The organism is Ruegeria sp. BHSC276 (assembly GCF_059612945.1).
In genome coordinates this window covers 24,396-47,557 of the sequence record NZ_JBXWRP010000013.1, presented here as the reverse complement: position 1 = coordinate 47,557, position 23,162 = coordinate 24,396, and the positions used below count along the sequence as shown (strand labels likewise).

At 63.3% G+C, this 23,162-nt stretch carries 23 protein-coding genes and 1 tRNA gene; 8 read left to right on the top strand and 16 right to left on the bottom strand.

Features of this window, described 5'->3' with window-relative positions:
* The first annotated feature begins 63 nt into the window (after window positions 1-63).
* Complete coding sequence (locus AC2FMD_RS17695) at window positions 64-462, top strand: helix-turn-helix transcriptional regulator (RefSeq protein ID WP_496795297.1); 399 nt, start codon at window positions 64-66, stop codon at window positions 460-462.
* On the opposite strand, the gene mtaB is transcribed toward AC2FMD_RS17695, so the two are convergent.
* Window positions 444-1,700 carry a tRNA (N(6)-L-threonylcarbamoyladenosine(37)-C(2))-methylthiotransferase MtaB gene (mtaB, locus tag AC2FMD_RS17690; protein WP_496742483.1) on the bottom strand — a complete coding sequence of 419 codons (1,257 nt, stop codon included), beginning with the start codon at window positions 1,698-1,700 and terminating at the stop codon, window positions 444-446. The two genes, AC2FMD_RS17695 and mtaB, sit on opposite strands and share 19 nt — an antisense overlap.
* Window positions 1,697-2,539, bottom strand: a complete 843-nt coding sequence (gene dapF / locus AC2FMD_RS17685) for a diaminopimelate epimerase (RefSeq protein ID WP_496742484.1) — start codon at window positions 2,537-2,539, stop codon at window positions 1,697-1,699. Before dapF ends, mtaB begins: the two co-directional genes overlap by 4 nt.
* Before the next feature lie 211 nt (window positions 2,540-2,750).
* Here dapF and AC2FMD_RS17680 point away from each other — a divergent pair.
* Window positions 2,751-2,826: transfer RNA gene (locus tag AC2FMD_RS17680), tRNA-Lys, on the top strand.
* A 38-nt stretch (window positions 2,827-2,864) separates the two neighbouring features.
* Here the strand turns inward: AC2FMD_RS17680 and AC2FMD_RS17675 are convergent.
* Genes AC2FMD_RS17675 through AC2FMD_RS17655 form a run of 5 tightly spaced genes read right to left on the bottom strand, consistent with a single transcriptional unit; the run spans window position 2,865 to window position 7,053 of the window.
* Entirely contained in the window at window positions 2,865-3,386 is a 522-nt protein-coding gene (locus tag AC2FMD_RS17675) for a DUF3833 family protein (protein ID WP_496742520.1), read from the bottom strand.
* Between the two features lie 8 nt (window positions 3,387-3,394).
* The gene (locus tag AC2FMD_RS17670; RefSeq protein WP_496742485.1) at window positions 3,395-4,012 is read right to left on the bottom strand and encodes a DUF3833 domain-containing protein; all 618 of its coding nucleotides are present in this window, start codon (window positions 4,010-4,012) and stop codon (window positions 3,395-3,397) included.
* Window positions 4,009-5,232 (bottom strand): MFS transporter, encoded by a 1,224-nt coding sequence (locus tag AC2FMD_RS17665; RefSeq protein WP_496742486.1) that lies wholly within the window; start codon window positions 5,230-5,232, stop codon window positions 4,009-4,011. The genes AC2FMD_RS17670 and AC2FMD_RS17665 overlap by 4 nt, the downstream gene beginning before the upstream one ends.
* Window positions 5,232-5,768 (bottom strand): hypothetical protein, encoded by a 537-nt coding sequence (locus AC2FMD_RS17660; RefSeq protein WP_496680094.1) that lies wholly within the window; start codon window positions 5,766-5,768, stop codon window positions 5,232-5,234. Before AC2FMD_RS17660 ends, AC2FMD_RS17665 begins: the two co-directional genes overlap by 1 nt.
* Window positions 5,719-7,053, bottom strand: coding sequence for an NAD(P)/FAD-dependent oxidoreductase (locus tag AC2FMD_RS17655; RefSeq protein WP_496712382.1), 1,335 nt, complete (start codon window positions 7,051-7,053; stop codon window positions 5,719-5,721). The genes AC2FMD_RS17660 and AC2FMD_RS17655 overlap by 50 nt, the downstream gene beginning before the upstream one ends.
* A gap of 239 nt (window positions 7,054-7,292) precedes the next feature.
* Between AC2FMD_RS17655 and AC2FMD_RS17650 the strand changes: the two genes are divergently transcribed.
* Window positions 7,293-8,018: an SDR family NAD(P)-dependent oxidoreductase gene (locus tag AC2FMD_RS17650; RefSeq protein ID WP_496742487.1), complete on the top strand. Its 726-nt coding sequence runs from the start codon at window positions 7,293-7,295 to the stop codon at window positions 8,016-8,018.
* Window positions 8,019-8,021: 3 nt separating this feature from the next.
* Here the strand turns inward: AC2FMD_RS17650 and AC2FMD_RS17645 are convergent, their stop codons facing one another.
* On the bottom strand, window positions 8,022-9,674 hold the full coding sequence (locus AC2FMD_RS17645; protein ID WP_496742488.1) for a DUF6504 family protein: 1,653 nt from the start codon (window positions 9,672-9,674) through the stop codon (window positions 8,022-8,024).
* 67 nt (window positions 9,675-9,741) lie between these two features.
* Entirely contained in the window at window positions 9,742-10,029 is a 288-nt protein-coding gene (locus AC2FMD_RS17640; protein WP_496742489.1) for an I78 family peptidase inhibitor, read from the bottom strand.
* 130 nt (window positions 10,030-10,159) lie between these two features.
* On the opposite strand from AC2FMD_RS17640, the gene AC2FMD_RS17635 reads away from it, so the two are divergent.
* Together AC2FMD_RS17635 and AC2FMD_RS17630 are read left to right on the top strand one after the other, a co-directional pair.
* A complete protein-coding gene (locus AC2FMD_RS17635) occupies window positions 10,160-11,272 on the top strand; it encodes an S-(hydroxymethyl)glutathione dehydrogenase/class III alcohol dehydrogenase (protein ID WP_496680086.1) in 1,113 nt (370 codons plus the stop codon).
* An 89-nt stretch (window positions 11,273-11,361) separates the two neighbouring features.
* Complete coding sequence (locus AC2FMD_RS17630; RefSeq protein WP_496689477.1) at window positions 11,362-12,078, top strand: NYN domain-containing protein; 717 nt, start codon at window positions 11,362-11,364, stop codon at window positions 12,076-12,078.
* 26 nt (window positions 12,079-12,104) lie between these two features.
* On the opposite strand, the gene AC2FMD_RS17625 is transcribed toward AC2FMD_RS17630, so the two are convergent.
* From AC2FMD_RS17625 to AC2FMD_RS17600, 6 genes are all read right to left on the bottom strand, one after another.
* Window positions 12,105-13,043, bottom strand: coding sequence for a DMT family transporter (locus tag AC2FMD_RS17625; RefSeq protein WP_496742490.1), 939 nt, complete (start codon window positions 13,041-13,043; stop codon window positions 12,105-12,107).
* Between the two features lie 115 nt (window positions 13,044-13,158).
* Window positions 13,159-13,572, bottom strand: coding sequence for a group III truncated hemoglobin (locus tag AC2FMD_RS17620; RefSeq protein ID WP_496680080.1), 414 nt, complete (start codon window positions 13,570-13,572; stop codon window positions 13,159-13,161).
* Between the two features lie 11 nt (window positions 13,573-13,583).
* Window positions 13,584-16,544 carry an error-prone DNA polymerase gene (locus tag AC2FMD_RS17615; RefSeq protein WP_496795296.1) on the bottom strand — a complete coding sequence of 987 codons (2,961 nt, stop codon included), beginning with the start codon at window positions 16,542-16,544 and terminating at the stop codon, window positions 13,584-13,586.
* A gap of 283 nt (window positions 16,545-16,827) precedes the next feature.
* A complete protein-coding gene (locus AC2FMD_RS17610) occupies window positions 16,828-17,286 on the bottom strand; it encodes a hypothetical protein (RefSeq protein ID WP_496742492.1) in 459 nt (152 codons plus the stop codon).
* A gap of 19 nt (window positions 17,287-17,305) precedes the next feature.
* On the bottom strand, window positions 17,306-17,872 hold the full coding sequence (locus tag AC2FMD_RS17605; RefSeq protein WP_496742493.1) for a hypothetical protein: 567 nt from the start codon (window positions 17,870-17,872) through the stop codon (window positions 17,306-17,308).
* Window positions 17,873-18,176: 304 nt separating this feature from the next.
* Window positions 18,177-19,169, bottom strand: coding sequence for an ABC transporter ATP-binding protein (locus AC2FMD_RS17600; protein WP_496742494.1), 993 nt, complete (start codon window positions 19,167-19,169; stop codon window positions 18,177-18,179).
* An 89-nt stretch (window positions 19,170-19,258) separates the two neighbouring features.
* Between AC2FMD_RS17600 and AC2FMD_RS17595 the strand changes: the two genes are divergently transcribed.
* The 3 genes from AC2FMD_RS17595 to polA all read left to right on the top strand — a co-directional run bounded on the left by AC2FMD_RS17595 (window position 19,259) and on the right by polA (window position 22,859).
* The gene (locus AC2FMD_RS17595) at window positions 19,259-19,435 is read left to right on the top strand and encodes a zinc-finger domain-containing protein (protein ID WP_496795295.1); all 177 of its coding nucleotides are present in this window, start codon (window positions 19,259-19,261) and stop codon (window positions 19,433-19,435) included.
* A gap of 81 nt (window positions 19,436-19,516) precedes the next feature.
* The gene (locus AC2FMD_RS17590; RefSeq protein WP_496712391.1) at window positions 19,517-19,987 is read left to right on the top strand and encodes a hypothetical protein; all 471 of its coding nucleotides are present in this window, start codon (window positions 19,517-19,519) and stop codon (window positions 19,985-19,987) included.
* Window positions 19,988-20,057: 70 nt separating this feature from the next.
* Window positions 20,058-22,859: a DNA polymerase I gene (gene polA / locus AC2FMD_RS17585; RefSeq protein ID WP_496742495.1), complete on the top strand. Its 2,802-nt coding sequence runs from the start codon at window positions 20,058-20,060 to the stop codon at window positions 22,857-22,859.
* Between the two features lie 48 nt (window positions 22,860-22,907).
* Here the strand turns inward: polA and AC2FMD_RS17580 are convergent, their stop codons facing one another.
* Window positions 22,908-23,138 (bottom strand): DUF2798 domain-containing protein, encoded by a 231-nt coding sequence (locus tag AC2FMD_RS17580; protein ID WP_490362085.1) that lies wholly within the window; start codon window positions 23,136-23,138, stop codon window positions 22,908-22,910.
* Window positions 23,139-23,162 lie beyond the last annotated feature (24 nt).

Genomic DNA, 23,162 nt, shown 5'->3' with positions numbered 1-23,162 from the left:
GGGCCAAGATTCTGACCGGGATGATCATTGTCCAGGTCTTGTGTGCCACGTTCTTTCTGATCGATGTCATTCTCGATTTCGATGCGGGCGGGCACCCGACGCATCTGGCGCTGGAAACCTTCGTTGCGGTTGTTCTGGGCGCTGCTGGTTCGGATGGAGCAGGCAAGGCAGGGCTTGCGCGTGGCACGGGGGGAATTGGCCCAAGTGATCGATGGTTTCTTTGATCTCTGGGGCCTGACCGGCGCGGAACGTGAAGTTGGCCTGCTGATTCTCAAAGGGTTCTACAACGAAGATATCGCGCGCATCCGGGACCGAGCGGTCGGAACCGTGCGCGCGCAATCCGCGTCAATTTATGCCAAGGCAGGTGTGGATGGCCGGGCCCAGTTGATCAGCGTGTTCTTCGAAGAGCTTCTGGCCAATGATACCCCAACCGGGGACGCCGGTCAGGCGGTCAGCCGTTGACCATCCAGTCCGGTGATCCGGGCCGTCACGATCTGTCCTTCGGGTTGCGGAGTCGTGAATGAAACCTCGGTGAACTGCTCGGTCCGGCCCATGTGGGGATTCTCCATCAGGATGTGATGAGTCTTGCCCAGCTGTGCCGCCAAGTGCTTGGCAACCTGCGCGTCGCCGGCCGCCCGCAGCCGCGCGGCACGATCCTTGATGACGGCGCCGTTGACCTGCTGCGGAATGCGCGCGGCGGGGGTGCCTTCGCGTTTGGAATAGGGAAAGACGTGCAGCCAGGTCAGGTCGCAGTCGGTCACCAGTTTCAGCGAGTTCTGGAAATGCGCCTCGGTTTCCGTCGGAAAGCCCGCGATGATGTCGGCGCCAAAGGTGATCTCGGGGCGCAGTTTGCGGACCTCTTCGGTGAATCGGATGGCATCGTCGCGCAGGTGGCGGCGCTTCATCCGTTTCAGGATCAGGTCGTCGCCATGCTGCAGGGACAGGTGCAGATGCGGCATCAGGCGCGGCTCGGTCGCGATGGCCTGCATCAGATTCTCGTCCACCTCGATCGAATCGATCGAGCTGATGCGCAGGCGCGGCAGATCGGGCACCAGTTTCAGGATGCGCATGACCAGATCGCCCAGCTTGGGGCTTGCGGGCAGGTCGGCCCCCCAGGATGTCAGGTCGACGCCAGTCAGCACGACCTCGTTATAGCCCCGGTCCACCAGCCGCTTGATCTGGTCCACCACCACGCCCGCCGGGACGCTGCGCGAGTTGCCGCGGCCATAGGGGATGATGCAGAAGGTGCAACGATGGTCACAGCCGTTCTGGACCTGCACATAGGCGCGCGAGCGGGTGCCGAATCCGTCGATCAGGTGGCCGGCGGTTTCGGTGACCGACATGATGTCGTCGACCTGAACCGTCTCGGTCTCGCCGATGAAATCGGCGGCCATGCCTTTCCAGGTCTCGGGGCGCATCTTTTCCGTGTTGCCGATCACCGCATCGACCTCGGCCATTTCGGCAAAGGTCTGCGGTTCGGTCTGCGCGGCGCAGCCGGTCACGATCAGGCGCGCATTCGGGTTCTCGCGGCGCAGCTTGCGGATCTCCTGCCGGGCCTTGCGCACGGCCTCGGCGGTGACGGCGCAGGTGTTCACGATCACCGCATCCGTCAGCCCGGCCTGTTGCGACAGCTCTTTCATCGCCTCGGTCTCGTAGGCGTTGAGCCGGCAGCCCAGCGTGGTGAATTTCGGCGGGTTCATCCCAGCGTCCTCAGGAATTCGGGCGTCAGCGTGCCCGAGAAGACATGGCAGGTGGGGCCGGTCATCCAGACGCCGTCCTCGCGCCAGTCGATCCAGATGGTGCCGCCGTCCAGCTCGATCTGCACCTTGCGCCCGGTCAGGCCACGCCGCGCCGCCGCCACGGCCGTGGCACACGACGACGAGCCCGAGGCCAGCGTGATGCCCACGCCGCGCTCCCACACCCGCATGCGGATGTGATCCGGGCCGATGATCTGGGCGATTTGCACATTGGTGCGCTGCGGATAGAGCGGGTGATGCTCATAGCGCGCGCCGAATTCCTCCAGCGGAATCGCCTCGGCGTCTTCGACGAAGAAGGTGCAATGCGGGTTGCCCATGCCGGTGGCCACCGGTCCGCCTTCGATCGGCAGTTCCAACGTATCCACTTCTTCCGCCAATGGAATATCGGCCCAGTCCAGCTGCGGATGCCCCATGTTGACCGAGGTCAGCCCGTCGCCTGCGCCCCGCGCCAGCAGCGTACCGTGGCTGGTGGTCAGCGTCAGTTCGGATTTGCCGCTTTCCTGCATCAGGAACCGGGCGATGCAGCGGGTGGCGTTGCCGCAGGTGGCCGAGATCGACCCGTCGGCATTGTAGAACACCAGATGCGCATCCGATTCGCCGTTTTCGATGACGGCCAGCTGGTCGAATCCGACCCCGAATTGCCGGTGTCCGATCCCGCGCGCCAGCGCCGGCGTGATCTGCACCGGATGCGCGCGCGCGTCCACAATGACGAAGTCATTGCCAAGCCCGTGCATCTTCATGAAGGGCAAACCAGTGTCGGGTCGCTGTTGCATGGCGGGCATATAGCCTTGCCGCAGACATGAATCCAGCCCGGCGCGAAGATTCCTGAAAAAAGGGGTTGACCCCCCGCCGCCTCAACCCTAATTAGGCCGCCTATCGGGACGCCGGGAACACACTGATTTCAGGCGGAACGCGGTGCAAAAAAGGGCTTGTACCCGGTGGGGAAAATGCCTTAGACAGCGCCACGGATCACAACGATCCAATGAAAAGAGTGGGCCGTTAGCTCAGTTGGTAGAGCAACTGACTTTTAATCAGTGGGTCGCAGGTTCGAATCCTGCACGGCTCACCACTTTTTCCTAAGACTGACCAGGACGCCGCGTGGCGTGGTTACTTCTTTTCGAAGAACAGCACGACTTCGCCCAGCCGGATGCCAAAGCGCGACACGTAGGCGCGGTTCAGCAGGCGGTCATCGTCCAGCAGCCACATCCAGTCATCGAAATCGACGCGCATCGTTCCGTCTTTCACCGGCAGGTCGATGCGGTATTTCCAGTTGAACGTATCGCCGCGCTCGGTTCCCGACGCGGTGCCCAGAACGCCGGGCGCGGTGCCGGTCCAAGTATCCTCGCCAGTTTTGGTCAGGGTCCAGATGCGCTGTTCAGTGGCGCCGTCGTCATAGACGAAATCTTCGACCAGGGTCAGCGTCTGGCCGTCCCATGTCCCGTTGATGTCGACCGTGAACCGACGGGGGATGTTGCCCAGTACGTCCTGGAACTGCCCATAGGCCACGGTGTGGCCCGAAAAGAACTCTTCGAGGTTCAGCTGGCGGTCCGACAAAAAAGTGCTCGGAACTTTTGGTTTGAAGGCGCAGGCAGCCGTCAGCAGCAGGCACGCGAAGGCCAGTCGTTTCATGAAACGGGTCATTGCAGGGTCCTCGGGTCGGCGGTGCGGGCATGACCGTTTGCGCCGGGCACATGCGCTGTCTTTTCTGGCGGGGCGGGGCGCATCGTGGCGACCAGCTCGGCCACCTTCAGGCCGAACTTGCGCATCTCCGAGCGGTTCATGATCGCGCCGCTCTCGGTAAGGTACATCCAGTCGGTGACGTCCAGGGTATGGCCCCCGGCATCTTCGGGCAGAACGATGCGATAGGTCAGCTTGACCGTCGCGCCCGAGATCACGCCGCGGCCTTCGCCGACGATGTCGTCGGCGGTTGCGGTAAAGCTGTTGCCTGCGCCCATGGTCAGGTACCATTTTCGGTTCATCTGCTTACCGTTCGAATAGGTGAAATACTCGGTCAGAGTGCCGGAACTGCCGTTCCATTCCCCGATCATCCGCGCTACGAAGCTGTTCGACATCTTGCCAGTCGGGCCATAGATCAGCCCTTCGGACAGGATTTCCCCGTTCAGATTGTCCTTCAACGAGAAATCGGGGCCGGTTCCGGCATAGTCCGACGGCGATTGCGAGCGAAAGCTGAGAAGGCGGGCTTTGACCGTGATCAGGGCCAATACGGCCAGTGAGGCAATCAGGAGGAATGTCATTTTGCGGGTACCTCTGTAGGCAGCGTCAGGACCATTCCGAACGCGCCGAGTTTCAGGATGCAGGGCAGCACGGCATAGGCGAGGTTGAGCGTTTCCAACGCCTGCGCCGAATTCGCCTGACCGGGCACAAAGCCGCTGCGTTCCAGCAGCGGAAGGGTGAAGAATGCGGCCAGAGCCAGCCCCAGTTTGCCGGCGAAAGACCAGATGCCGAATGCGGCCGAGGCATTCAGCCCCGCGCGTGTCAGCACCACCGAGAACATGGCCGGCAGAACCACCATGTCCGCCCCCAGCGCCGCCCCCGACGCCAGGCAGATCACCGCGAACCCGACCAGGTTGCCGGGCGCCAGCATGGCCGCGCCGACAAAGCCCAGAATGGCCAGCGGCATCGCAATGATCAGTGTCTGTTTCGGGCCAATCCGGTTGCTGAGCCGCGCCCAGAGCGGCACTGTGGCCCCGGCGCTGAGGAAGAACAGGATCAGCAGTGGCCCGGCCTTGCCCGGCAATTGTAGCCGGTCCTCGACGAAGAACAGGAACAGGGTCGAGGTGATCGCAACCGGCAGGCTGTTGACCAGCGCCAGTGCCAGCAGACGCAGGGCCCCGGCCTGACCCAGCCCGTCGAACGAAAGCCCCTGCCCGGTGATGGGCGCGCGCCGCCAGATCGGCAATGTCAGCACCATCGTGGCCACTGCCAGCCCGCCCAGAAACAGCCCGAAGGCCGGGTAGCCCTGCGCGCCCGCGCCCAGGGCCACGAACAGCGCCGGAGCACTGGCGGCCAGGACCACGCCGGCCAGTTGCCCGCCTTCACGAAAGGCGGCGAGGGTCATCAACTCGCGCGGCGTTGCCTGTTTGGCCAGCGTCGCGCTGCGACCATAAAGCAGGATGGTGCCTAGGCTGTAGGCGGAAAACAGCAGGATCAGGATCGCCACGAGGGCTCCGACGCTCGCCCCCTGCGGCAGTGAGAACAACAGTGGAAAACCGACCGCCAGACCCCCTGCGGCCAAGACGGCAAAACCCATCTGTGCGCCGGGCCAGCGGTCAATGGCCCAGCCGATCAGCGGGTCTTGCACCAGATCCACCAGCCGGATCAGCAGCAGAACCGTGCCGATCACGCCCAGGCCGATCCCGAGGTTCACCGCTGCGAAACGCGGCAGGTGGATGTAGAGCGGGATACCCGCCGCAGCAAGCATCAGCGCATAGAGGCTGACACGCGGATACAGCATCACTGACCCCGCAGCTGTCGCGTAAAGGCGGCGGACCGGGTGTTGTTGCCCAGGAAGATCGACATGAAACTGCGCTTGATCCCCGGATGGGACAGGGTGCAGGTCTTGCGCCCGTTGCGCCAGAACTCGATCGCGTCGGGGCCTTTGGTGACAGCTACATAGCTGTCACCGGCACCGACCGCCTGATAGCAGGTTTTCAGCTGCGCCTCGATCGGGGCGCTGTTGCCTTGCCGGGCCATCTCGTCCAGCGTGGAGTCGATCAGCGCCTTTTGCTTCAGCGATTTCCGATAGGTCAGCTTCAGCCCGAAATCCTGCGACCAGTTCAGCGGACCGCCGCCTTTGGTGAACAGCTGCGCATCATAGATCGGCAGGCCGAGGAACCGGAAGGTGGCGGTGCCACGCTGTTCGGCATCGGGCAGCACGTTGGTGACGGGCGTGGCCGCCAGCCCGGCAGGGGCCAGCAGAACCAGGCTCAGGATCGCTGCGTTACGGGCTGGCCGTAACTGGGACAGCGACGCTTGGATCAGGTCTCGCATTTTCAGCTCCGATGGTTTGCGGATCGCCGTTCAACAGCCCGACCACATGCATCGCGCTGGCGATTCCGTCTTCGTGGAACCCATGCCGGTTGTAGGCGCCGGCGAACCAGGTCCGATTGCGGCCCTGCATCTCGCGGATCTGGCCCTGCGCTTTCAGCGCGGCCTTGTCGAACACCGGATGGGCGAATTCCACCTCGTCATAGATCTTGTCGGGTGCGATGTCGGTGGACGGGTTCAGGGTGACGAACAGGGGGTCGCTTTCGGGGATGTTCTGCAACCGGTTCATCCAGTAGGTCACGCCCACCTTCCCCGCCTGCGAGCGGTAGGTCCAGCTGGACCAGCAGGCGCGGCGGCGCGGCATCTGACTAGGATCGCAATGCAGCACCGCGCGGTTGGGCTGATACCGGATCGCGCCTAGCGCCGCGGCCTCGTCGGCGGTGGCGTTCTGGCCCAGAATGGCCAGCGACTGGTCGGAATGGGTGGCCAGGATGATCTCGTCATATTGATCCGATCGTCCCTGCGCCTGAACGGTCACGCCCAAGGCGTCGCGTTCGACGCTCGAGACCGGCGCGCCCAGGCGGATGTCGCAACCCCGGCCGCGCAACGCGGATTCGAGCCGCCGGACATATTCGATGCTGCCACCCTTGACGGTCCACCACTGGTGCTGGGCGCCGCGTTTGCTGGACAGCAAGGCGTGGTTGCGGAAGAACTGCACCAGCGACCGCGCCGGGAACTGATCGACGAACTCCACCGGAGTGGACCAGATCGCGCCGCACATCGGCATCAGATAGTTGTTGCGGAACCAGTGGCCCAATCGCATCTGGTCAACCAGTTCACCAATCGTAGTGTCATCATCTCGAGCGGCCTCGGGCGCTTCTTTGCCAAAGCGCAGGATGTCGGCGATCATCTTGTAATAGGACGGCCGCACGAGGTTGCGCTTCTGCGCGGTGATGGTGCGCAGGTTGTTCAGGCCATATTCGATGCGTCCATTGTCGATGGTGGCGCCAAAGCTCATCTCGCTTTTCATGACCGGCACGTCCAGTTCACCGAACAGCTTGGTCAGATAGGGATAGGTGGCATAGTTGAATACGATGAACCCGGTATCGACCGGTTGGTCGCCGTTGCGGCCTGCCATCACAGTGCGCGCGTGTCCACCCAGACGGGGTTCGGCCTCATATAGGGTGACGTCGTGACTTTCTGACAGGTAATAAGCCGCTGATAATCCTGAGATGCCTGCGCCTACAATTGCGATTTTTTTCCGTACGCCCCGGGTTTCGTCGAACATGCCATCCTCTTTATGCGACATTTTACAATAGGATACGCAGGGTAGGCCGGAGCGGATCAAATCCGCGCCATGTTTTTCCCTGATTCCCGCTGATCGGTGGGCAGTGCGTCAGGATTGCATCAATCGCGGTTGTTGGTGATCCGAGGCCCGCCCGTCCGCGTAATGAGCAATGTTATGATCGAGACAACCCAACCCAAAACCGCGGCTGTTCACGCTTCGGCATATGCGAACCGCCCGGCATGAGCAGTTTTGACCGAAAAACCTACTGGATCGTAGGCGCCAGCGAAGGGCTGGGCAGGGCGCTCGCCGAGACCTTGGGCGGTCAGGGCGCACACCTTGTGCTGTCCGCGCGCAATGCCGAGCGGCTAGAGCAGATCTGCGCCGCGCTGCCCAATGCTCGCGCGGTGCCGCTGGACGTGACCGATCTGGCGCAGGTGCGCCGCGCCGTCGCCGAGATCGGCCCGGTGGACGGTCTGGTCTACAACGCCGGGGCCTATGAGCCGATGCGCGCGCAGGACTGGCAGACCGAAGCCGCGCTGGCCATCAGCGACGTGAACTATTCAGGCGCGCTGCGGGTTCTGGGGGAAACCGTGCCGGCCATGGTGCAGGCGGGGCGCGGGGACATTACCCTGATCGGGTCGCTGGCGGGCTATCACGGACTGCCTGCGGCGATCGGGTACGGGTCCAGCAAGGCGGCGCTGATATCGCTGGCCGAAACGATGCGGCATGACCTGGCCGGAACCGGGGTGACGGTGCGCATCGTCAATCCGGGGTTCATCAAGACCCGGCTGACCGACAAGAACAGCTTCAAGATGCCGATGCTGATGGAGCCCGAAGACGCCGCGCAGCGCGTGCTGCGCGCAATGGCGCGCCGGCGCTTCCGTACCGACTTTCCGGCGCCGTTCTCGTGGGTCATCCGGCTGATCGACTACCTTCCGGATCTTCTGGTCTATCGCGGAAAATAGACTCTAACTAAAGCACCCTTGGCAGAACCAGCCTGCCGACATGGTGCCGCCATGGCCGTAGAACAGCCATAGCCGCTCGCCCTGCTCGGTCACCACCACCCAGTAATCGCGCACGCCGCTGCGCCAGTTGGGGTCATCCAGCCACCATTCCGGCGCGATCCGTTCCGGGCCGGTGGCCTGCGCCAGTTGCCAGTCGCGCCCGCGCCAGCGGAAATTGGCGGGCACATCGGGGCGGTCGGGGGCCATCACCGGCTCGGGCCGCCACATCAGCAGGGGGCGCGGGCGCGGCGGGGCGGGCCAGTCGCGCGCCGGTTCCGACCAGGCCGCCGCCAGCGTCTGGGCGGTTTTCTCGGGGATGTGCGAGGCCGCCGGGTGTTGCCGCGTGATCGCCTCGAGCCCCACACGCGCGCCCAGTTTGCCGATCAGATCGTCCAGCGCGGTGTTCCCCTCCAGCCGGTTGCGGACGGCGCGGCTGGCCTCGGCATGGCCGGTCAGGGTGCGGGCATGCACCGGCTCGGTCTGCACCGCCGCAAGGCGCAGCATGTCGATGCCATAGCCTGCGTCGATCTGATCGATTTTCATCTCTAACAAAGGGCGAATGCGGTGTTTGTCATGGCTTGGGCGGGCCAGCCCGATCTCGATGATCTCGGCCGCCTGATCGGTGCGGTGCGCCTCGAGCCGCAGGGTCCGCGCCCCGCGCGCCTTTTCCTCCAGCCGCGCGCACAGGGTCGGCAGCATCCGGTCGATGGCGGCCATCACGTCCTCGGTCAGGCCGATCGGGTTGGGCAGGGTCATCCGCACCGCAAAGTGATGCGGGGGCCGCGCGGGCGAGACCGGCTCGGGCGCGCTGCCCATCGCCTGATCCAGCCGCAGAACCAGACCGCGCCCGAACCGGCGGGCCAAACTGGCACGCGGCTGGCCCAACAGGTCGCCGATCCGCCGCAGGCCCAGCCGGTTCAGCTGCGCCACGGTCTGGTCGTCCAGCCGCAGCGCCGCGATGGGCAGGGGGGCGAGCGCGCCATAGGCCTGCCCCGGTGGCGCGATCCGGGCCCCGCCGCCCACGGCCACCACCTGCGGCGCGGCGCCGCCCTTGGTCCAGTGCCGCCGCTTGCCAGCCCGGGCGCGGGTGGCGCGGGCCTCTTGGGAAATGGCGTCGCCATTGCGGTCCGAGGTGGCCTCTTGCCCGGCATAGCGCGCCAGCGCCCAGGCTGCGCCCAGCGTGTCGGCGATACCCATCTGCACGCTCAGCCCCATGTCGGCGCAGTCGGTCTCGATCACGTCCAGCAGCGCCTCTTCGCCGCCGAACAGATGGGCGCAGCCCGACAGATCGACGATCAGGCCATCGGGGGCCTCTTCGGCGACCCAGGGGCTGAACTTGCCCGCCCAGCGGCGCAGCGCGGTCAGAAAAGCAGCCTCGGCCGGGGCGTTGCGGGGGCGGGTGACAAGGGCCGCGCACATGGCATGCGCATCGCGCACCGGCTGGCCCACGTGCAGCCCGGCGGCCTGTGCCTCGGTATTCAGCGAGGTGATGACCTGCATGTTCGACTGTTCGGCCACCACCGCCAGCGGGCCGGACTGCAGGCCGCGGGCGGCGCGGATCAGCCGTTCGGCCCCCAGACGTGGAAACCACAACGAGAGTATTCGGCGTTTGGGCATCGGGCAGACATCAGATTGTTCTTACTTTGTTCCTATCTGAGAATCATGCGCCGAGTCGAGTCCGCCCTTATCCGCAGGTCAGCCGCTGAATGACTCCGGCTCCGTTCACATAGACGTTCAGCCGGTCGATACGGTAATCCTGCGTGGCGATGTCATCGGGGCCCAGAACGCGGCTCCGTTCCGGCAGGCTGGCCTGAATGGTCGAGACCGGCTGCCCCACGGACTGGGCAAAGGGTTCGCCCTTGCAGAAGGCCAGATCCACCGGGGCGGTATCCAGCTCGGCAGAGCCCGGTTCGGGCAGGTCGGTTTCCGCGCAGGCGGTCAGCAGGATCAGGATCGGGATCATGCGGTACATTGGCGCTCCTCTTTTCGGCAATGTCGTTTCTGAAATATCAATGGCTTGCAGAGCCTGCCATGAAAGCGCAGTTGAAAACACCCTGCAATTGACGCAGGGTCGTGCGAAATTGACAGGGAGACATAGCAACATGCGTACTCGTGCCGCCGTTGCCCTTCAGGCGGGCAAGCCCTTGGAAGTGATGGAGGTGAACCTCGAAGGCCCCAAGGCCGGTGAGGTTCTGGTCGAGATCAAGGCCACCGGCATCTGCCACACCGATGAATTCACCCTGTCGGGGGCCGACCCCGAGGGGCTGTTCCCGGCCATTCTGGGCCATGAAGGCGCCGGCGTGGTGGTTGAGGTGGGCGAGGGCGTGACCAGCCTGAAGCCGGGCGATCACGTGATCCCGCTCTACACTCCCGAATGTCGCGAGTGTGAATACTGCCTGCACCCCAAGACCAACCTGTGCCAGGCCATCCGCGAGACGCAGGGCAAGGGCCTGATGCCCGACGGCACCTCGCGTTTCTCGACGCTGGATGGGGATCCGATCCTGCACTACATGGGCTGCTCGACCTTCTCGAACCACACGGTTCTGCCGGAAATCGCATTGGCCAAGGTGCGCGAGGACGCGCCGTTCGACAAGATCTGCTATATCGGCTGTGGCGTGACCACCGGCATCGGCGCGGTGATCAACACCGCCAAGGTGGAAATCGGCAGCCGCGCCATCGTGTTCGGTCTGGGTGGCATCGGCTTGAACGTGATCCAGGGGCTGCGTCTGGCCGGGGCCGACCAGATCGTCGGCGTCGACCTGAACCCCGCCAAGCGCGAGATGGCCGAGAAATTCGGCATGACCGATTTCGTCAACCCCGCCGAGGTCGAGGGCGATCTGGTGCCCTATCTGGTGAACCTGACCAAGGGCGGCGCGGATTACACCTTTGATGCCACCGGCAACGTGCAGGTGATGCGCGCGGCGCTGGAATCGGCGCACAAGGGCTGGGGCGAATCCATCATCATCGGCGTGGCGCCTGCGGGGGCCGAGATCTCGACCCGTCCGTTCCAGCTGGTCACCGGCCGGTCGTGGCGCGGCACCGCTTTTGGTGGTGCGCGTGGCCGAACGGACGTGCCCAAGATCGTTGACTGGTACATGGAAGGGAAAATCGAGATCGACCCGATGATCACCCACACCATGGGTCTGGACGACATCAACACCGGCTTCGACCTGATGCACAAAGGCGAAAGCATCCGGTCTGTGGTGATCTACTGACAATCGGAAATTGCAAGGGCGGGGTTTAAACCGCCCTTTTTGCCTCTTATCTTCAGAGCATTGATAAATACCTGAATAGAGAGATTAAATTGACTACTGAAGCAACGGAACGCCTGGCCGTTCTGATCGACGCCGAAAACGTCCCGGCAAAACACGTCGCCGAAATTTTCGAAGAAGTCGCCACATTGGGAGAGGCGAGCCTGCGCCGGATCTACGGCGATTTTTCCGGCGGTATCCCGCAGGGTTGGAGCGCCGAGAAACTGGCGGAATACGCCATCGTACCGCACCAGCAATTCGCCAACACAACCGGCAAGAACGCCGGAGACATCGCCTTGGTGATAGACGCGATGGACATTCTGCATTCGGGCCGTTTCGACGGGTTCGTGCTGGTGTCCTCGGACAGTGATTTCACCCGGCTTGCCAGCCGCATCCGCGAGCAGGGTTTGAGGGTCTACGGCATTGGTGAGCGCAAGACCCCGAAGGCTTTCGTGGCGGCCTGCAACCGGTTCATTCTGATCGAAAACATCAAGAAAGAAAGCGCCGGCGGTGAAAAGACCAAGAAGGCTCCGTCGAAAAAAGACCTGAACCATGCCTACCAGCTGATCCGCAATGTCGTGCTCAAATCCGACGAGCCGGATGGCTGGGTCACCCTGGGCTGGGTCGGCCGCCAGCTGAGCATGAATTACCCGGATTTCGACACGCGGACCTACGGATTCAACCGACTGAGCGATCTGGTTCGTGGAATCGGAAAGTTCGAAGAATCTGGCGAGAACGGAAATATCAAGATCCGCTGCAAAGAGAGGTAACGCGACCGCCCAGCCGCGTGGCGGCTCTAGGACCCTGGCCGCGCCGAGGCGCCGGTGTCAGAGCGCGGCGAACGCACGCGCAGAACCGGTTTGTTCGGCGATACATTGGCCCGGCTCTCACGCCAGACAACGAATACACCGGACGCGATGATGATACTGGCCCCGACTGCGACCCAGACATCTGGGCGTTCGCCAAAGAAAACCATACCAAAGATCGTGGCCCAGATGATCTGGCTGTACTGGCTGGGGGCGACCACGCCAGCGGGCGCCGCGCGATAGGCCAGGATGATCAGGTGCTGGGCGATCACCGAAAACACGCCGACCAGCGCCATCATGGCCAGATGAAGCAGGGACGGCGGCTGATAGACGGCTGGTTGGGCCAGGCTCATGACCACGATCGCCAGCAGCATCGGATACAGGATCAGCACCGCCGAGCGTTCCTCGTTTCCGATCTTACGCACCAGCACGGATGCGAACGCGCTGCAGAACGCAGCCGTCAGGGCGGCAATGTGGCCCAGGGTGATTTCGGTCGCGCCGGGGCGCAGGACGATCAGCACCCCGATCAGGCCCACGCCCACCGCGGCCCAGCGTTGGGCGCGCACGACCTCGCCCAGTATCGGGATCGACAGGACGGTGACGATCAGCGGAAAGGAAAACAGCAGCGAGTAGACTTCGGCCAGGGGCAAGGCTGAGAAGGCGTAGAAGGCACAGGACATACCCGTGACCATCAGCCCCGAGCGCAGCATGACCAACCATGGATGGCGAGGCAGGAAGTTTCCAGTGGCCTTGTCCGCCAGAATCGTGACCGCCATCGGCACAAAGGAAAACAGCGTGGCGAAAAAGATGATCTGCAGCACCGAATAAGTGCCGCCCAGCGTCTTGATCAGCGCGTCATGGGTGGCAAAGACGGCAAAACCGAGAAAGGCAAAGCCAAGTCCCTGAACGGTGGAGTTCTGTGTGCTCATATGGCTGGCCCCGGGCGGTTTGATGCAGTGGTAGGTGTCTGAGGCCTGATTAAACCCAATCGGCAGAGTCGGATAGCCCAAACTTTACCGCTAACATTCCTGCGGGACCGGCCGTTCAGCGCAAGATCGGCGGTGCCCCGGCCGGTTGGCGGGCGGCCGCGACACCGGCCTGCATTCCCGCCCTGATACGGCGGGCCAGCGCCACCCAAGGAGTGGCCGTTTCCGGGGGCAGGGTGCCGTGGGCGACCTTTTCGAACAGGTCCAGCCAATGTGCGAACATCTCGGGTTTCACGTCCGGACGCTCGACATGCACGCGCTGCGGATTGCCGCTGTAGACGCGCTCGAACAGGATGGCGTTGCGCCAGAAAGCGGCGATCTGGTCCTCATGTGCGGGCCAGTCGGTGACGTAACGGTTGAAGATCGGGCCTAGCAGGGCGTCCTGCCGGACGCGGGCGTAGAATGCGGTGACCTGCGCCCGGATCTGGTCGGACGTGGCGGGAAAACGTGGGGGTAGCACGGGCCGGGACATGGTCGGGGCTTTCAATTCAGGCTCTGTTCCGAGCCGATACCGCGTTTTCCGGCCCGGATGCAGGGGCGGAATTGTCGCGCTGCCCCGGGCGTCAGCAGGTGCCGCAGCAGGGCCACCGGATGCGCCCGCAGGCTCAGGCGGGTGGCGACGTAATCCTCGACCACCTGCTCGCCCAGCGACATCTGCGGCAGATGGGCGGCGGGCTCGTCCAGCGCCTCACCTTCCAGATCCTGCGCGAACAGGGGCAGAGGCCGGGCGGTGGCGATCGCCTTGGCCTGCCACAGCGCCTCGCGCCGGGTCAGGCCGCAGGCGGCAAAGGCATCGGCCTCGGCCAGACGTTCGATCACCGAGGGGCCAAGCCCCGCGCGGCGCCAGACGTCGTCAACCTGGTGGTAGCCGTTGCCGCGCGCGGCGGTCAGCCAGCTGGCGTCCTCCTCGCTTAGGCCCTTGATCTGGCGAAAGCCCAGCCGCAGAGCCAGCCCGCCATGGCCGTCGGGCTCCATCACGTTGTCCCAGAAGCTGGCATTGATGCAGACCGGACGCACCTGCACGCCATGCTCGCGCGCATCGCGCACGATCTGGGCGGGGGCATAGAACCCCATCGGCTGCGAGTTCAGCAGCGCGCAGGCAAAGATGCCCGGGTGGTGGCACTTGATCCAGGCGCTGGCATAGACCAGCAGCGCAAAGCTGGCCGCGTGGCTTTCGGGGAAGCCGTAGGAGCCGAACCCCTCGATCTGCGAGAAGCACCGCTCGGCAAATTCGGCGTCATAGCCGTTGCGCTGCATCCCGCGCAAGAACAGGGTGCGGAATTCGCTGACATTGCCATGCTTCTTGAAGGTCGCCAGAGACCGCCGCAGCCGGTCGGCCTGTTCCGGGGTGAAGCCCGCGCCGACGATGGCGATCTGCATCGCCTGCTCCTGAAACAGCGGCACGCCCAGCGTCTTACCCAGCACCTCGCCCAGTGCGTCCGAGGGGAAGCTGACCTCCTCCTCGCCATTCCGCCGCCGGATATAGGGATGCACCATGTCGCCCTGGATGGGGCCGGGGCGGATGATGGCGACCTCGATCACCAGGTCATAGAAATTGCGCGGCCGCATCCGGGGCAGGAAGTTCATCTGCGCTCGTGATTCCACCTGGAACACGCCCACCGAATCCGCGCGGCACAGCATGTCATAGACCGCCGGGTCTTCGGGCGGCAGGGTGGCGAGTGTATAGCTGGTCTGGTGGTGCTGGGCGATCAGGTCGAAGGCCTTGCGGATGCAGGTCAGCATGCCAAGGCTCAGGACATCGACCTTGAGGATGCCCAGGGAATCGATGTCGTCCTTGTCCCAGCAGATGACCGTGCGGTCCTCCATCGTGGCGTTTTCGATGGGCACCAGCTCGTCCAGACGGCCCTCGGTGATGATGAACCCGCCTACATGCTGGGACAGGTGGCGGGGGAAGCCGTTGATCTGATTCACCAGTGTTAGAGTCTGTTTTAGTAGGCGATCCTCTGGGTCGAGGCCGATCTCGCGCATCCGCTCGGCCTCGAGACCCGCGGTCGAGAAGAACCCCCACAGCTGCGACGACAGGGCGGAAATCGTGTCCTCGGTCAGGCCCATGGCGCGGCCCACCTCGCGGATGGCGCGCTTGCCGCGATAGTGGATCACCGTGGCGCACAGCCCCGCGCGGTGGCGGCCATAGCGTTCATAGATGTGCTGGATCACCTCTTCACGGCGTTCATGTTCGAAATCCACGTCGATGTCGGGCGGCTCGTCCCGCGCCTCGGAGACGAAGCGTTCAAACACCATGGTGCCCATCTCGGGGCTGACCGAGGTGACACCCAGGCAATAGCAGACCACCGAATTGGCCGCCGACCCGCGCCCCTGGCACAGGATCCCGCGGCCGCGGGCAAAATGCACGATGTCGCGGACGGTCAGGAAGTAGGGCTCGTATTTCAGCTTGCCGATCAGGGTCAGTTCATGCGCCAGCATCGCCTTGACCTTTTCGGGCGCGCCGGCGGGATAGCGCCATTTCAACCCTTCATGCGCCAGCCGATGCAGGCGCTGGGCGGGGGTTTCGGTGCCGCTGACCTCGCTGGGATATTCATAGCGCAGCTCGTCCAGCGAGAAGGTGAGTTCCTGGCTGAGCGCATACGCGCGGGCCACGGCGCCTTCGTGCCCCTTGAAGATGCGCAGCATCTCGGCCTCGGACCGCAGGCGCTGTTCGCCATTGGCCAGCGCGTGGCGGCCCAGATCGTCCACCTTGCGGCGCAGCCGGATCGCGGTCAGCACATCGGCCAGCCGGCGGCGCGACCCGTGATGCATCATCGGCGCGGCGCTGGCGATGGTGGGCAGGCCCAGATGGCGCGATTCAGTCTCTAACACTTGGAAAAATGCCGTATCCGCCCCGTCATAGCGGGGATGCATCAGCAGGTGCATACGCCCGGCAAAGCGGCGCGTCAGCTGTTGCGCCTGTGTCCGCCATCCGCTCGCGCCGCCGGTCGGACGGCCCGCCTGTGGCCAGAGCAGCAGGTGCAGACCGTCGGAAAACTCCAGCAGGTCGGACAGGTGCAGGATGCAGTCGCCCTTGGCCGCGCGCAGCCGTCCGGTGGACAGGAGGCGGCACAGGTTGGCCCAGCCCTGCCGGTTGATGGGCAGGGCGGTGACGGGCGGGGCATCGGTAAAGATCAGCCGTGCCGCCGGGATCAGGCGCGGCACCGCATGCACCGGGAACGAGGGCGGTTTCGGGATGTGATTGGGGCAGGGCGGGCCGATGGGCGTGTTCCGCTCCTCCCACGCGCGGCGTTCACGCACCTTGCGGGCGATCTCGCGCGCCTGGGTGTGGGCGCGGACGATGCCGGCCACCGAGTTGTCATCGGCGATGGCGATGGCGGGCAGGCCCAGGGTGACGGCGCGCTCCATGTACTCCTCGGGGTGCGAGGCCCCGGTGAGGAAGGTGAAGTTCGACGTGATCGACAGCTCGGCATACATGGCGAGTCGTCATTATATTCTTGTTTTGTTCTTTTTCGAGTCCTTGTCTGCATTGCGCAGGAAACGGGTTGTCGATTCAGGTGTGGTGAAGTTCTGGTTTGAGCCCTGAGCGGACGTGTCGTGCATTCGCAGCAAACATCATCTTGGCTGGCTTCAAAGCTATCTCTGCATTCGTGAACCGATTGGATTGCAGCTTGGAAATCTACCTTCCGATCAGCGCGAAATCTGGGCTCAGCTCGCCACAGAGATATGGCTGTTCTTGCGCCCCGTGGTCGAAATGTAACTATTTGATTTCGAAGCTTTCAGTTGCGTGTAAACTCAGTTTCGCCCGCGCGTAAGCCGGTTTCCAATTCAATGTTGTCATAAAGCAAGGCGCGCAAAGTTTGCATCCGCCACCATTACACGCATTCTTAAAAAAGGAGAGATTTCTTAACAATGTCTGTCGACCGACCTTTATCTCACTCTTGGAGAGCATAAACTTCAGGTCTGTCTGAGGCACGACCCCTTCGTTCACGTATAAGCCACAGACTGCTGCCTTGCCCCCAACATTTATTGATGCATACGCGATTATTGTTTCCCCTTTCTGCTGCGCAAGCCACGTTACGGTCGTTTTTCTGAACTGCTGTTCATTGCCTTTTAGCGCGAGGCATCCTTCCAGAAACTGCCCCTCTGCATGCGTGGCTGAAACGGAACAGGCGAGGAGGGTCAGTACGATTGCGATTTTCGAAAGAGTAAAACTCATGGCCTCGCTCCCGGTCTGACTACGGTTTGTTCGACAGTGAGCATTCGATTGCCCGTTTGAACGCCTTTGAGAGATCATCTCCATCGTTCGGAAAAGTCACAAGCAGTCTGCCGCGGTTATCATGAATAGAAATCGGCTTACCCTGCGAGATGAAGGAGCGGAACGTGGCCATGGAGATCGGGCGGCCAGCAAGAAAGTTGTGGCTCATCCCGGAAATCATCGAGCCTCCATAAAGTGCCTCAGGAATCCGAATTTCCCGCGAACCGGATTTCAACGTTAACTTTTTCCTGCCGAAGGAATAATCCCATCCCTTTTGGGATGCGTAGAACGACCAAGCCTGATCATTCTTCGCCTCGAACTCTAAGGATCCATCTTTGGAAAACAGCACCGCGCTACAGAGCGTATAGCGCCCTTTCTGTCCAGTTTGGGCTATGACAAATGTCGCAGGCTTCTTCACCACATACCAATACCCGAATCGTTCAACTTTTTCGCTCTTGCGGGTAGCCGGATCGGCCCACGCGACAGTCGAAAAACAAATGAGCGAAAGCAGGAAAAAGGCAGGTCGAGATACTCTTGCTAGGGTCATCAATGGGCAAACTCCTACCTTTCAGAAAATTCAATTCGAGTAGCTTTCTCAGGATAGGGTTCCTCCGGCTTCCGTCATTGAGGTATGTCAAACTCTCGCTGGCTGGCAAAATGACCTGCCCCTGGTTTGCGTTACCTGGCCAACACCGTGCTTCGCCCATGTTTCCGCAAAACAGTTGTGCCTGGTGAACGAAGCGAAAGACAACTTCGTCCACAATGCGCTTATGCAAGGGCGGCGTGGCGAGTGGTCTTGGTTGTTCTGCAAAAAACCTCATCTGCCCAGACCGAAGTGGCACGGTGCCTAGTCACAGCTTGACCCGGTGCAGGCCTCGGCGCGGCTGGTCCTGATCATCGGCCGGGGCATCGTCGGCGCGCGCGGAGGTCAGGGCCAGGAACACGTCCTCGAGATCGGCCTCTTCGGTGCGCACGTCGCGGATGCGGATACCGGCTTGGCGGACCGCTTCGAGCACCTGCTCGGCGCTGGTTGCCGGGCTGCGGTAGTGCAGCGCCAGGCTGCCGCCGTCGCGCAGGCTGGCCTGAACGCCGGGGGCGGCGGGCAGGGCGGTTACCGGGGCCTCGGGGGTGATGACCATGGTGCGGCCGTCCATGCGGCCCAGCAGGTTGGCGGTGCTGTCCTGCGCCACCTTTTCCCCGTGGTTGATGATGGCGATCTCGTCGCACATCTCCTGCGCTTCTTCCAGATAGTGGGTCGTCAGGATGATGGTCATGCCCTGCTGGTTCAGCTTGCGCACATTGGCCCACAGCATCTGGCGCAGTTCGATGTCCACGCCGGCGGTGGGTTCGTCCAGCACCAGGATTTTCGGGTGGTGCACCAGCGCCTTGGCCAGCAGCAGCCGCCGCCGCATCCCGCCCGACAGCGTGCGGGCATAGGCCTCGGCCTTGTCGCTGAGGCCGACCAGTTCGAGGATCTCGTCGCTGCGCCGCTGCGATTTGGGAACGCCGTAAAGTCCCGCCTGCACCTCGAGCGCGCCGCGGGGGGTAAAGAACGGGTCGAGGTTCAGCTCCTGCGGCATCACCCCGATGGCCGCGCGGGCCTGGCGCGGGTTGCGGTCCTGGTCATAGCCCCAGATCGTCACTTGGCCCGCGGTCTTGATCACCAGCCCCGCCAGGATGTTGATCAGGGTCGATTTGCCGGCCCCGTTCGGCCCCAGCAGGCCAAAGACCGATCCGCGCGGGATCTCCAGATCGATGCCCTTCAGCGCGTGTTTCTCGGGCTGGCCTTTGCCGCCGCGATAGGTTTTGCGCAGGCCGCGAAGGCTGATCGCTGCATCGGTCATTGCTGGCTCTTGCCCCCGGTTTCTTGATCGCTCATAAACGCACCTAATGCATGCCCGCGAGGCCGACAACCAGTGAAGGATCGCACGCCGTGACAATCGAAGCTCCGGAAACCAAGATCGTCGAGACAAGCCGCGTCGCCTGTGATGGCGGCGAGGGCGCGCTGGGCCATCCGCGCGTTTGGTTGCAGATCCCCGAAGATCAGGGCTGGGTCGAGTGCCCCTATTGCGACTGCAAGTATGTTCTGAAGGACGCACAGCAATACTGATTGCCCGCCCAACCGCAGTCCGCCCAAATCTCGCCGCGATTTTCATCCAGTGCGTTGGTGTGACAAACGTGGGTGTGAATGATGACCGATATGACTGCTGCTGATTCCGGGAGTCCGGTTTTTGGATGGGTTGGCTTTTGCCTTGCGGCACTGGCCCTGTTCGCAGCCCTGTTCGTGTTCTGGGCAGGGCCATTCGCGCCGCAGCAATCCACCGGCGTGACGCTGGGCGAACTGGCCGCCGAGTTGGGAAAATCGACCTTGCGGGCCGCTGCGGGGATGGAGCAGCCCGCGCCGGTCGCGCCCACCCGCGATCTGGATGATTTTCTGCAGATCGGCGTCGCCATGCTGGGCGGGTTGGCGATCGTCGTCTCGGTCATCGGCATCCTGCGCCACGAAAAACGCCGCCCGGCCATTGCCGGTGTGGTCATCGGAACGGGCGCGATCCTGTTCCAGTTCTTCGCAGTGGCGTTTTTCGCGTTCCTTGGCGCGCTGGTCATCATGGCGCTGCTGAACAGTTTCTCGGATGTTTTCAGCGGTCTGTTTGGCGGCTAGGGCGCGTTCCTGACTGGTCACCCGGCTGCCCCTGTGGCAGAACCGTTCCTGACTGACGGGGAGAGCGCGCATGAGCAAATTCGGAAAAGGCTGCCATCTGCATCTGATCGACGGATCGGCCTTCATCTTTCGCGCCTATCACGCCCTTCCGCCGCTGACGCGGAAATCGGACGGGCTGCCGATTGGCGCCGTTTCGGGCTTTTGCAACATGTTGCAGCGTTACGTGGATGGCGACCACGGCCCGGACGCGCCGACTCATCTGGCGGTGATCTTCGACAAGGGCTCGCACACCTTCCGCAATGACATGTACGACCTCTACAAGGCCAACCGCGAGGCGATGCCCGAGGATCTGCGCCCGCAGATCCCCCTGACCCGGCAGGCGACCGAGGCCTTCAACATCCCCTGCAAAGAACTGGAGGGGTACGAGGCCGACGACATCATCGCCACGCTGGCCTGTCAGGCGCGCCAGGCCGGGGGGCGGGTGACCATCGTCAGTTCCGACAAGGACCTGATGCAGCTGGTGGGCGACGGTGTCGAAATGCTGGACGCCATGAAGAACAAGCGCATCGACCGCGAGGGGGTGTTCGAGAAATTCGGCGTCTATCCCGAGCGCGTCGTGGATGTGCAGGCGCTGGCCGGTGACAGCGTCGACAACGTGCCGGGCGCGCCGGGGATCGGGATCAAGACGGCGGCACTGCTGATCAACGAGTTCGGTGACCTGGAGACGCTGCTGGACCGGGCCGAGGAGATCAAGCAGCCCAAGCGCCGCCAGACCCTGATCGAGAAGCGCGACCAGATCGAGCTGTCGAAGAAGCTGGTGCAGCTGGATTGCGATATGCCGCTGGATTTCACGCTGGACGATCTGGAGCTTCGCGACCCCGACCCGGACAAGCTGTTGTCGTTCCTGGCCGAGATGGAGTTCCGCACGCTTTCCAAGCGGATCGCCGAGAAGCTGGGGGTCGAGCCGCCGGTGATCGCGGATGCGCCCGCGCCGGTCGCGTCGGATGATCCGCCGGCTGACGAATTGCCGTTCGATGCCAGCAAATACGAATGTGTGCGTGATGCCGCGGCCCTGCAGAAATGGATCGATCAGGCGCATGAACGCGGCTGGGTGGCGGTGGACACCGAGACAACCGGCCTGAACGAGATGGTGGCCGATCTGGTCGGCATTTCGCTGTGCATCGAGCCGGGCGAGGCCTCCTATATCCCGCTGACCCACCGCGACGGTACCAGTGACGACCTGTTCGGCTCGGACGCGCTGGCCGAGGGGCAGATGCCGCTGGATGAGGCGCTGGAGATGCTCAAGCCGGTGCTGGAGGATCCGTCGATCCTGAAGATCGGGCAGAACATGAAATATGACGCCAAGATCTTTGCACGCTACGGCGTGGATGTCGCCCCGATCGACGACACGATGCTGATGTCCTATGCCATGCATGCGGGTGAGCATGGACACGGCATGGACACGCTGTCCGAACGCTATCTGGGCCACACGCCGATCCCGATCAAGCCGTTGCTGGGTTCGGGCAAGTCGGCGATCACCTTCGACAAGGTGCCAATCGACGAGGCCACCGCCTATGCCGCCGAGGACGCCGACATCACCCTGCGCCTGTGGAAGCTGTTCAAGCCGCAGCTGCACCGGGTTCAGGTGACGACCGTCTATGAAACGCTCGAGCGTCCCCTGGTGCCGGTTCTGGCCGAGATGGAGATGCATGGTATCAAGGTCGACCGTGACGTGCTGAGCCGCATGTCGAACGCGTTTGCCCAGAAAATGGCTGCGTTAGAGGCTGAAATCCACGAGTTGGCGGGCGAGAATTTCAATGTCGGCTCGCCTGCGCAGCTGGGCGAGATCCTGTTCGACAAGATGGGCCTAGAGGGCGGCAAGAAGGGCAAGACCGGCAAGTATTCGACCGGTGCCGACGTGCTGGAAGATCTGGCGACCGAGCATGAGCTGCCGCGCCGGGTGCTGGACTGGCGGCAACTCAGCAAGCTGAAATCGACTTATACCGACGCGCTGCAGACCCATATCAATCCCGATACGGGGCGGGTGCATACGTCTTATGCCATCACCGGGGCGAACACGGGGCGTCTGGCCTCGACCGATCCGAACCTGCAGAACATCCCGGTGCGCACCGAAGAAGGCCGCCGCATCCGCGAGGCTTTCATCGCCGAGCCGGGCAACGTGCTGGTGTCGCTCGACTATTCACAGATCGAGCTGCGCATCCTCGCGCATATCGCCGATATTCCAGCCTTGAAACAAGCCTTTGCCGATGGGCTGGACATTCACGCCATGACCGCGTCGGAAATGTTCGACGTGCCGCTGAACGAGATGACGCCCGAAATCCGCCGCAAGGCCAAGGCGATCAATTTCGGCGTGATCTACGGCATTTCGGGCTTTGGCCTAGCGCGCAACCTGCGCATTCCGCGGGCCGAGGCGCAGGGCTTCATCGACCGCTATTTCGAACGCTTCCCGGGCATCCGGCGCTACATGGATGACACCATCGCCTTCGCCAAAGAGCATGGCTATGTGCAGACCCTGTTCGGGCGCAAGATCCACACGCCCGAGATCAACGCCAAGGGGCCGCATGCGGGGTTCGCGCGCCGCGCGGCCATCAACGCGCCGATCCAGGGCACCGCGGCGGACGTGATCCGGCGGGCGATGGTGCGGATGCCTCAGGCGATCGACGGGCTGCCGGCCAAGATGCTGCTGCAGGTGCATGACGAACTGCTGTTCGAAGTGGTCGAGGATGCGGTGGACAAGACCATCGAGATTGCGCGCGACGTGATGGAGAACGCGCCCGATCCGGCGGTGAAGCTGGACGTGAAACTGACGGTGGATGCGGGCAAGGGCGCCAACTGGGCGGAGGCGCATTGAGCGGCAGGGCGCCGCTCATCCGGCCCGGTGGGCCCTCTTCGCGGCAGGTCAGGCCTCGGGCCTGACCAACAGCGCCACCAGCCGACGGGTCAGCGGGGCGACGAACAGCACCACCGCGAAGGCCACCGGCCAGCTGACGCTCCAGGCGCCCATCCAGCTGCCAAGGGTCTCGGGCCCCAGCCCGATCTCTTTGACTGTTGCGATACAGGTCACGATGCAGGACATCAGCCCCGACAGGATCAATCCGAACAGAACGGGGGCAAAACGGGCTGGGATCATGCGGCTGTTCCTCTGCTGATTTGC

Coding starts and splice junctions, on each gene's coding strand:
- AC2FMD_RS17695 (WP_496795297.1), top strand. CDS start 64: ATGTCATTCTCGATTTCGATGCGGGCGGGCACCCGACGCATCTGGCGC.
- mtaB (WP_496742483.1), bottom strand. CDS start 1,700: ATGAACCCGCCGAAATTCACCACGCTGGGCTGCCGGCTCAACGCCTAC.
- dapF (WP_496742484.1), bottom strand. CDS start 2,539: ATGCCCGCCATGCAACAGCGACCCGACACTGGTTTGCCCTTCATGAAG.
- AC2FMD_RS17675 (WP_496742520.1), bottom strand. CDS start 3,386: ATGAAACGACTGGCCTTCGCGTGCCTGCTGCTGACGGCTGCCTGCGCC.
- AC2FMD_RS17670 (WP_496742485.1), bottom strand. CDS start 4,012: ATGACATTCCTCCTGATTGCCTCACTGGCCGTATTGGCCCTGATCACG.
- AC2FMD_RS17665 (WP_496742486.1), bottom strand. CDS start 5,232: ATGCTGTATCCGCGTGTCAGCCTCTATGCGCTGATGCTTGCTGCGGCG.
- AC2FMD_RS17660 (WP_496680094.1), bottom strand. CDS start 5,768: ATGCGAGACCTGATCCAAGCGTCGCTGTCCCAGTTACGGCCAGCCCGT.
- AC2FMD_RS17655 (WP_496712382.1), bottom strand. CDS start 7,053: ATGTTCGACGAAACCCGGGGCGTACGGAAAAAAATCGCAATTGTAGGC.
- AC2FMD_RS17650 (WP_496742487.1), top strand. CDS start 7,293: ATGAGCAGTTTTGACCGAAAAACCTACTGGATCGTAGGCGCCAGCGAA.
- AC2FMD_RS17645 (WP_496742488.1), bottom strand. CDS start 9,674: ATGCCCAAACGCCGAATACTCTCGTTGTGGTTTCCACGTCTGGGGGCC.
- AC2FMD_RS17640 (WP_496742489.1), bottom strand. CDS start 10,029: ATGTACCGCATGATCCCGATCCTGATCCTGCTGACCGCCTGCGCGGAA.
- AC2FMD_RS17635 (WP_496680086.1), top strand. CDS start 10,160: ATGCGTACTCGTGCCGCCGTTGCCCTTCAGGCGGGCAAGCCCTTGGAA.
- AC2FMD_RS17625 (WP_496742490.1), bottom strand. CDS start 13,043: ATGAGCACACAGAACTCCACCGTTCAGGGACTTGGCTTTGCCTTTCTC.
- AC2FMD_RS17620 (WP_496680080.1), bottom strand. CDS start 13,572: ATGTCCCGGCCCGTGCTACCCCCACGTTTTCCCGCCACGTCCGACCAG.
- AC2FMD_RS17615 (WP_496795296.1), bottom strand. CDS start 16,544: ATGTATGCCGAGCTGTCGATCACGTCGAACTTCACCTTCCTCACCGGG.
- AC2FMD_RS17610 (WP_496742492.1), bottom strand. CDS start 17,286: ATGAGTTTTACTCTTTCGAAAATCGCAATCGTACTGACCCTCCTCGCC.
- AC2FMD_RS17605 (WP_496742493.1), bottom strand. CDS start 17,872: ATGACCCTAGCAAGAGTATCTCGACCTGCCTTTTTCCTGCTTTCGCTC.
- AC2FMD_RS17600 (WP_496742494.1), bottom strand. CDS start 19,169: ATGACCGATGCAGCGATCAGCCTTCGCGGCCTGCGCAAAACCTATCGC.
- AC2FMD_RS17590 (WP_496712391.1), top strand. CDS start 19,517: ATGACCGATATGACTGCTGCTGATTCCGGGAGTCCGGTTTTTGGATGG.
- polA (WP_496742495.1), top strand. CDS start 20,058: ATGAGCAAATTCGGAAAAGGCTGCCATCTGCATCTGATCGACGGATCG.
- AC2FMD_RS17580 (WP_490362085.1), bottom strand. CDS start 23,138: ATGATCCCAGCCCGTTTTGCCCCCGTTCTGTTCGGATTGATCCTGTCG.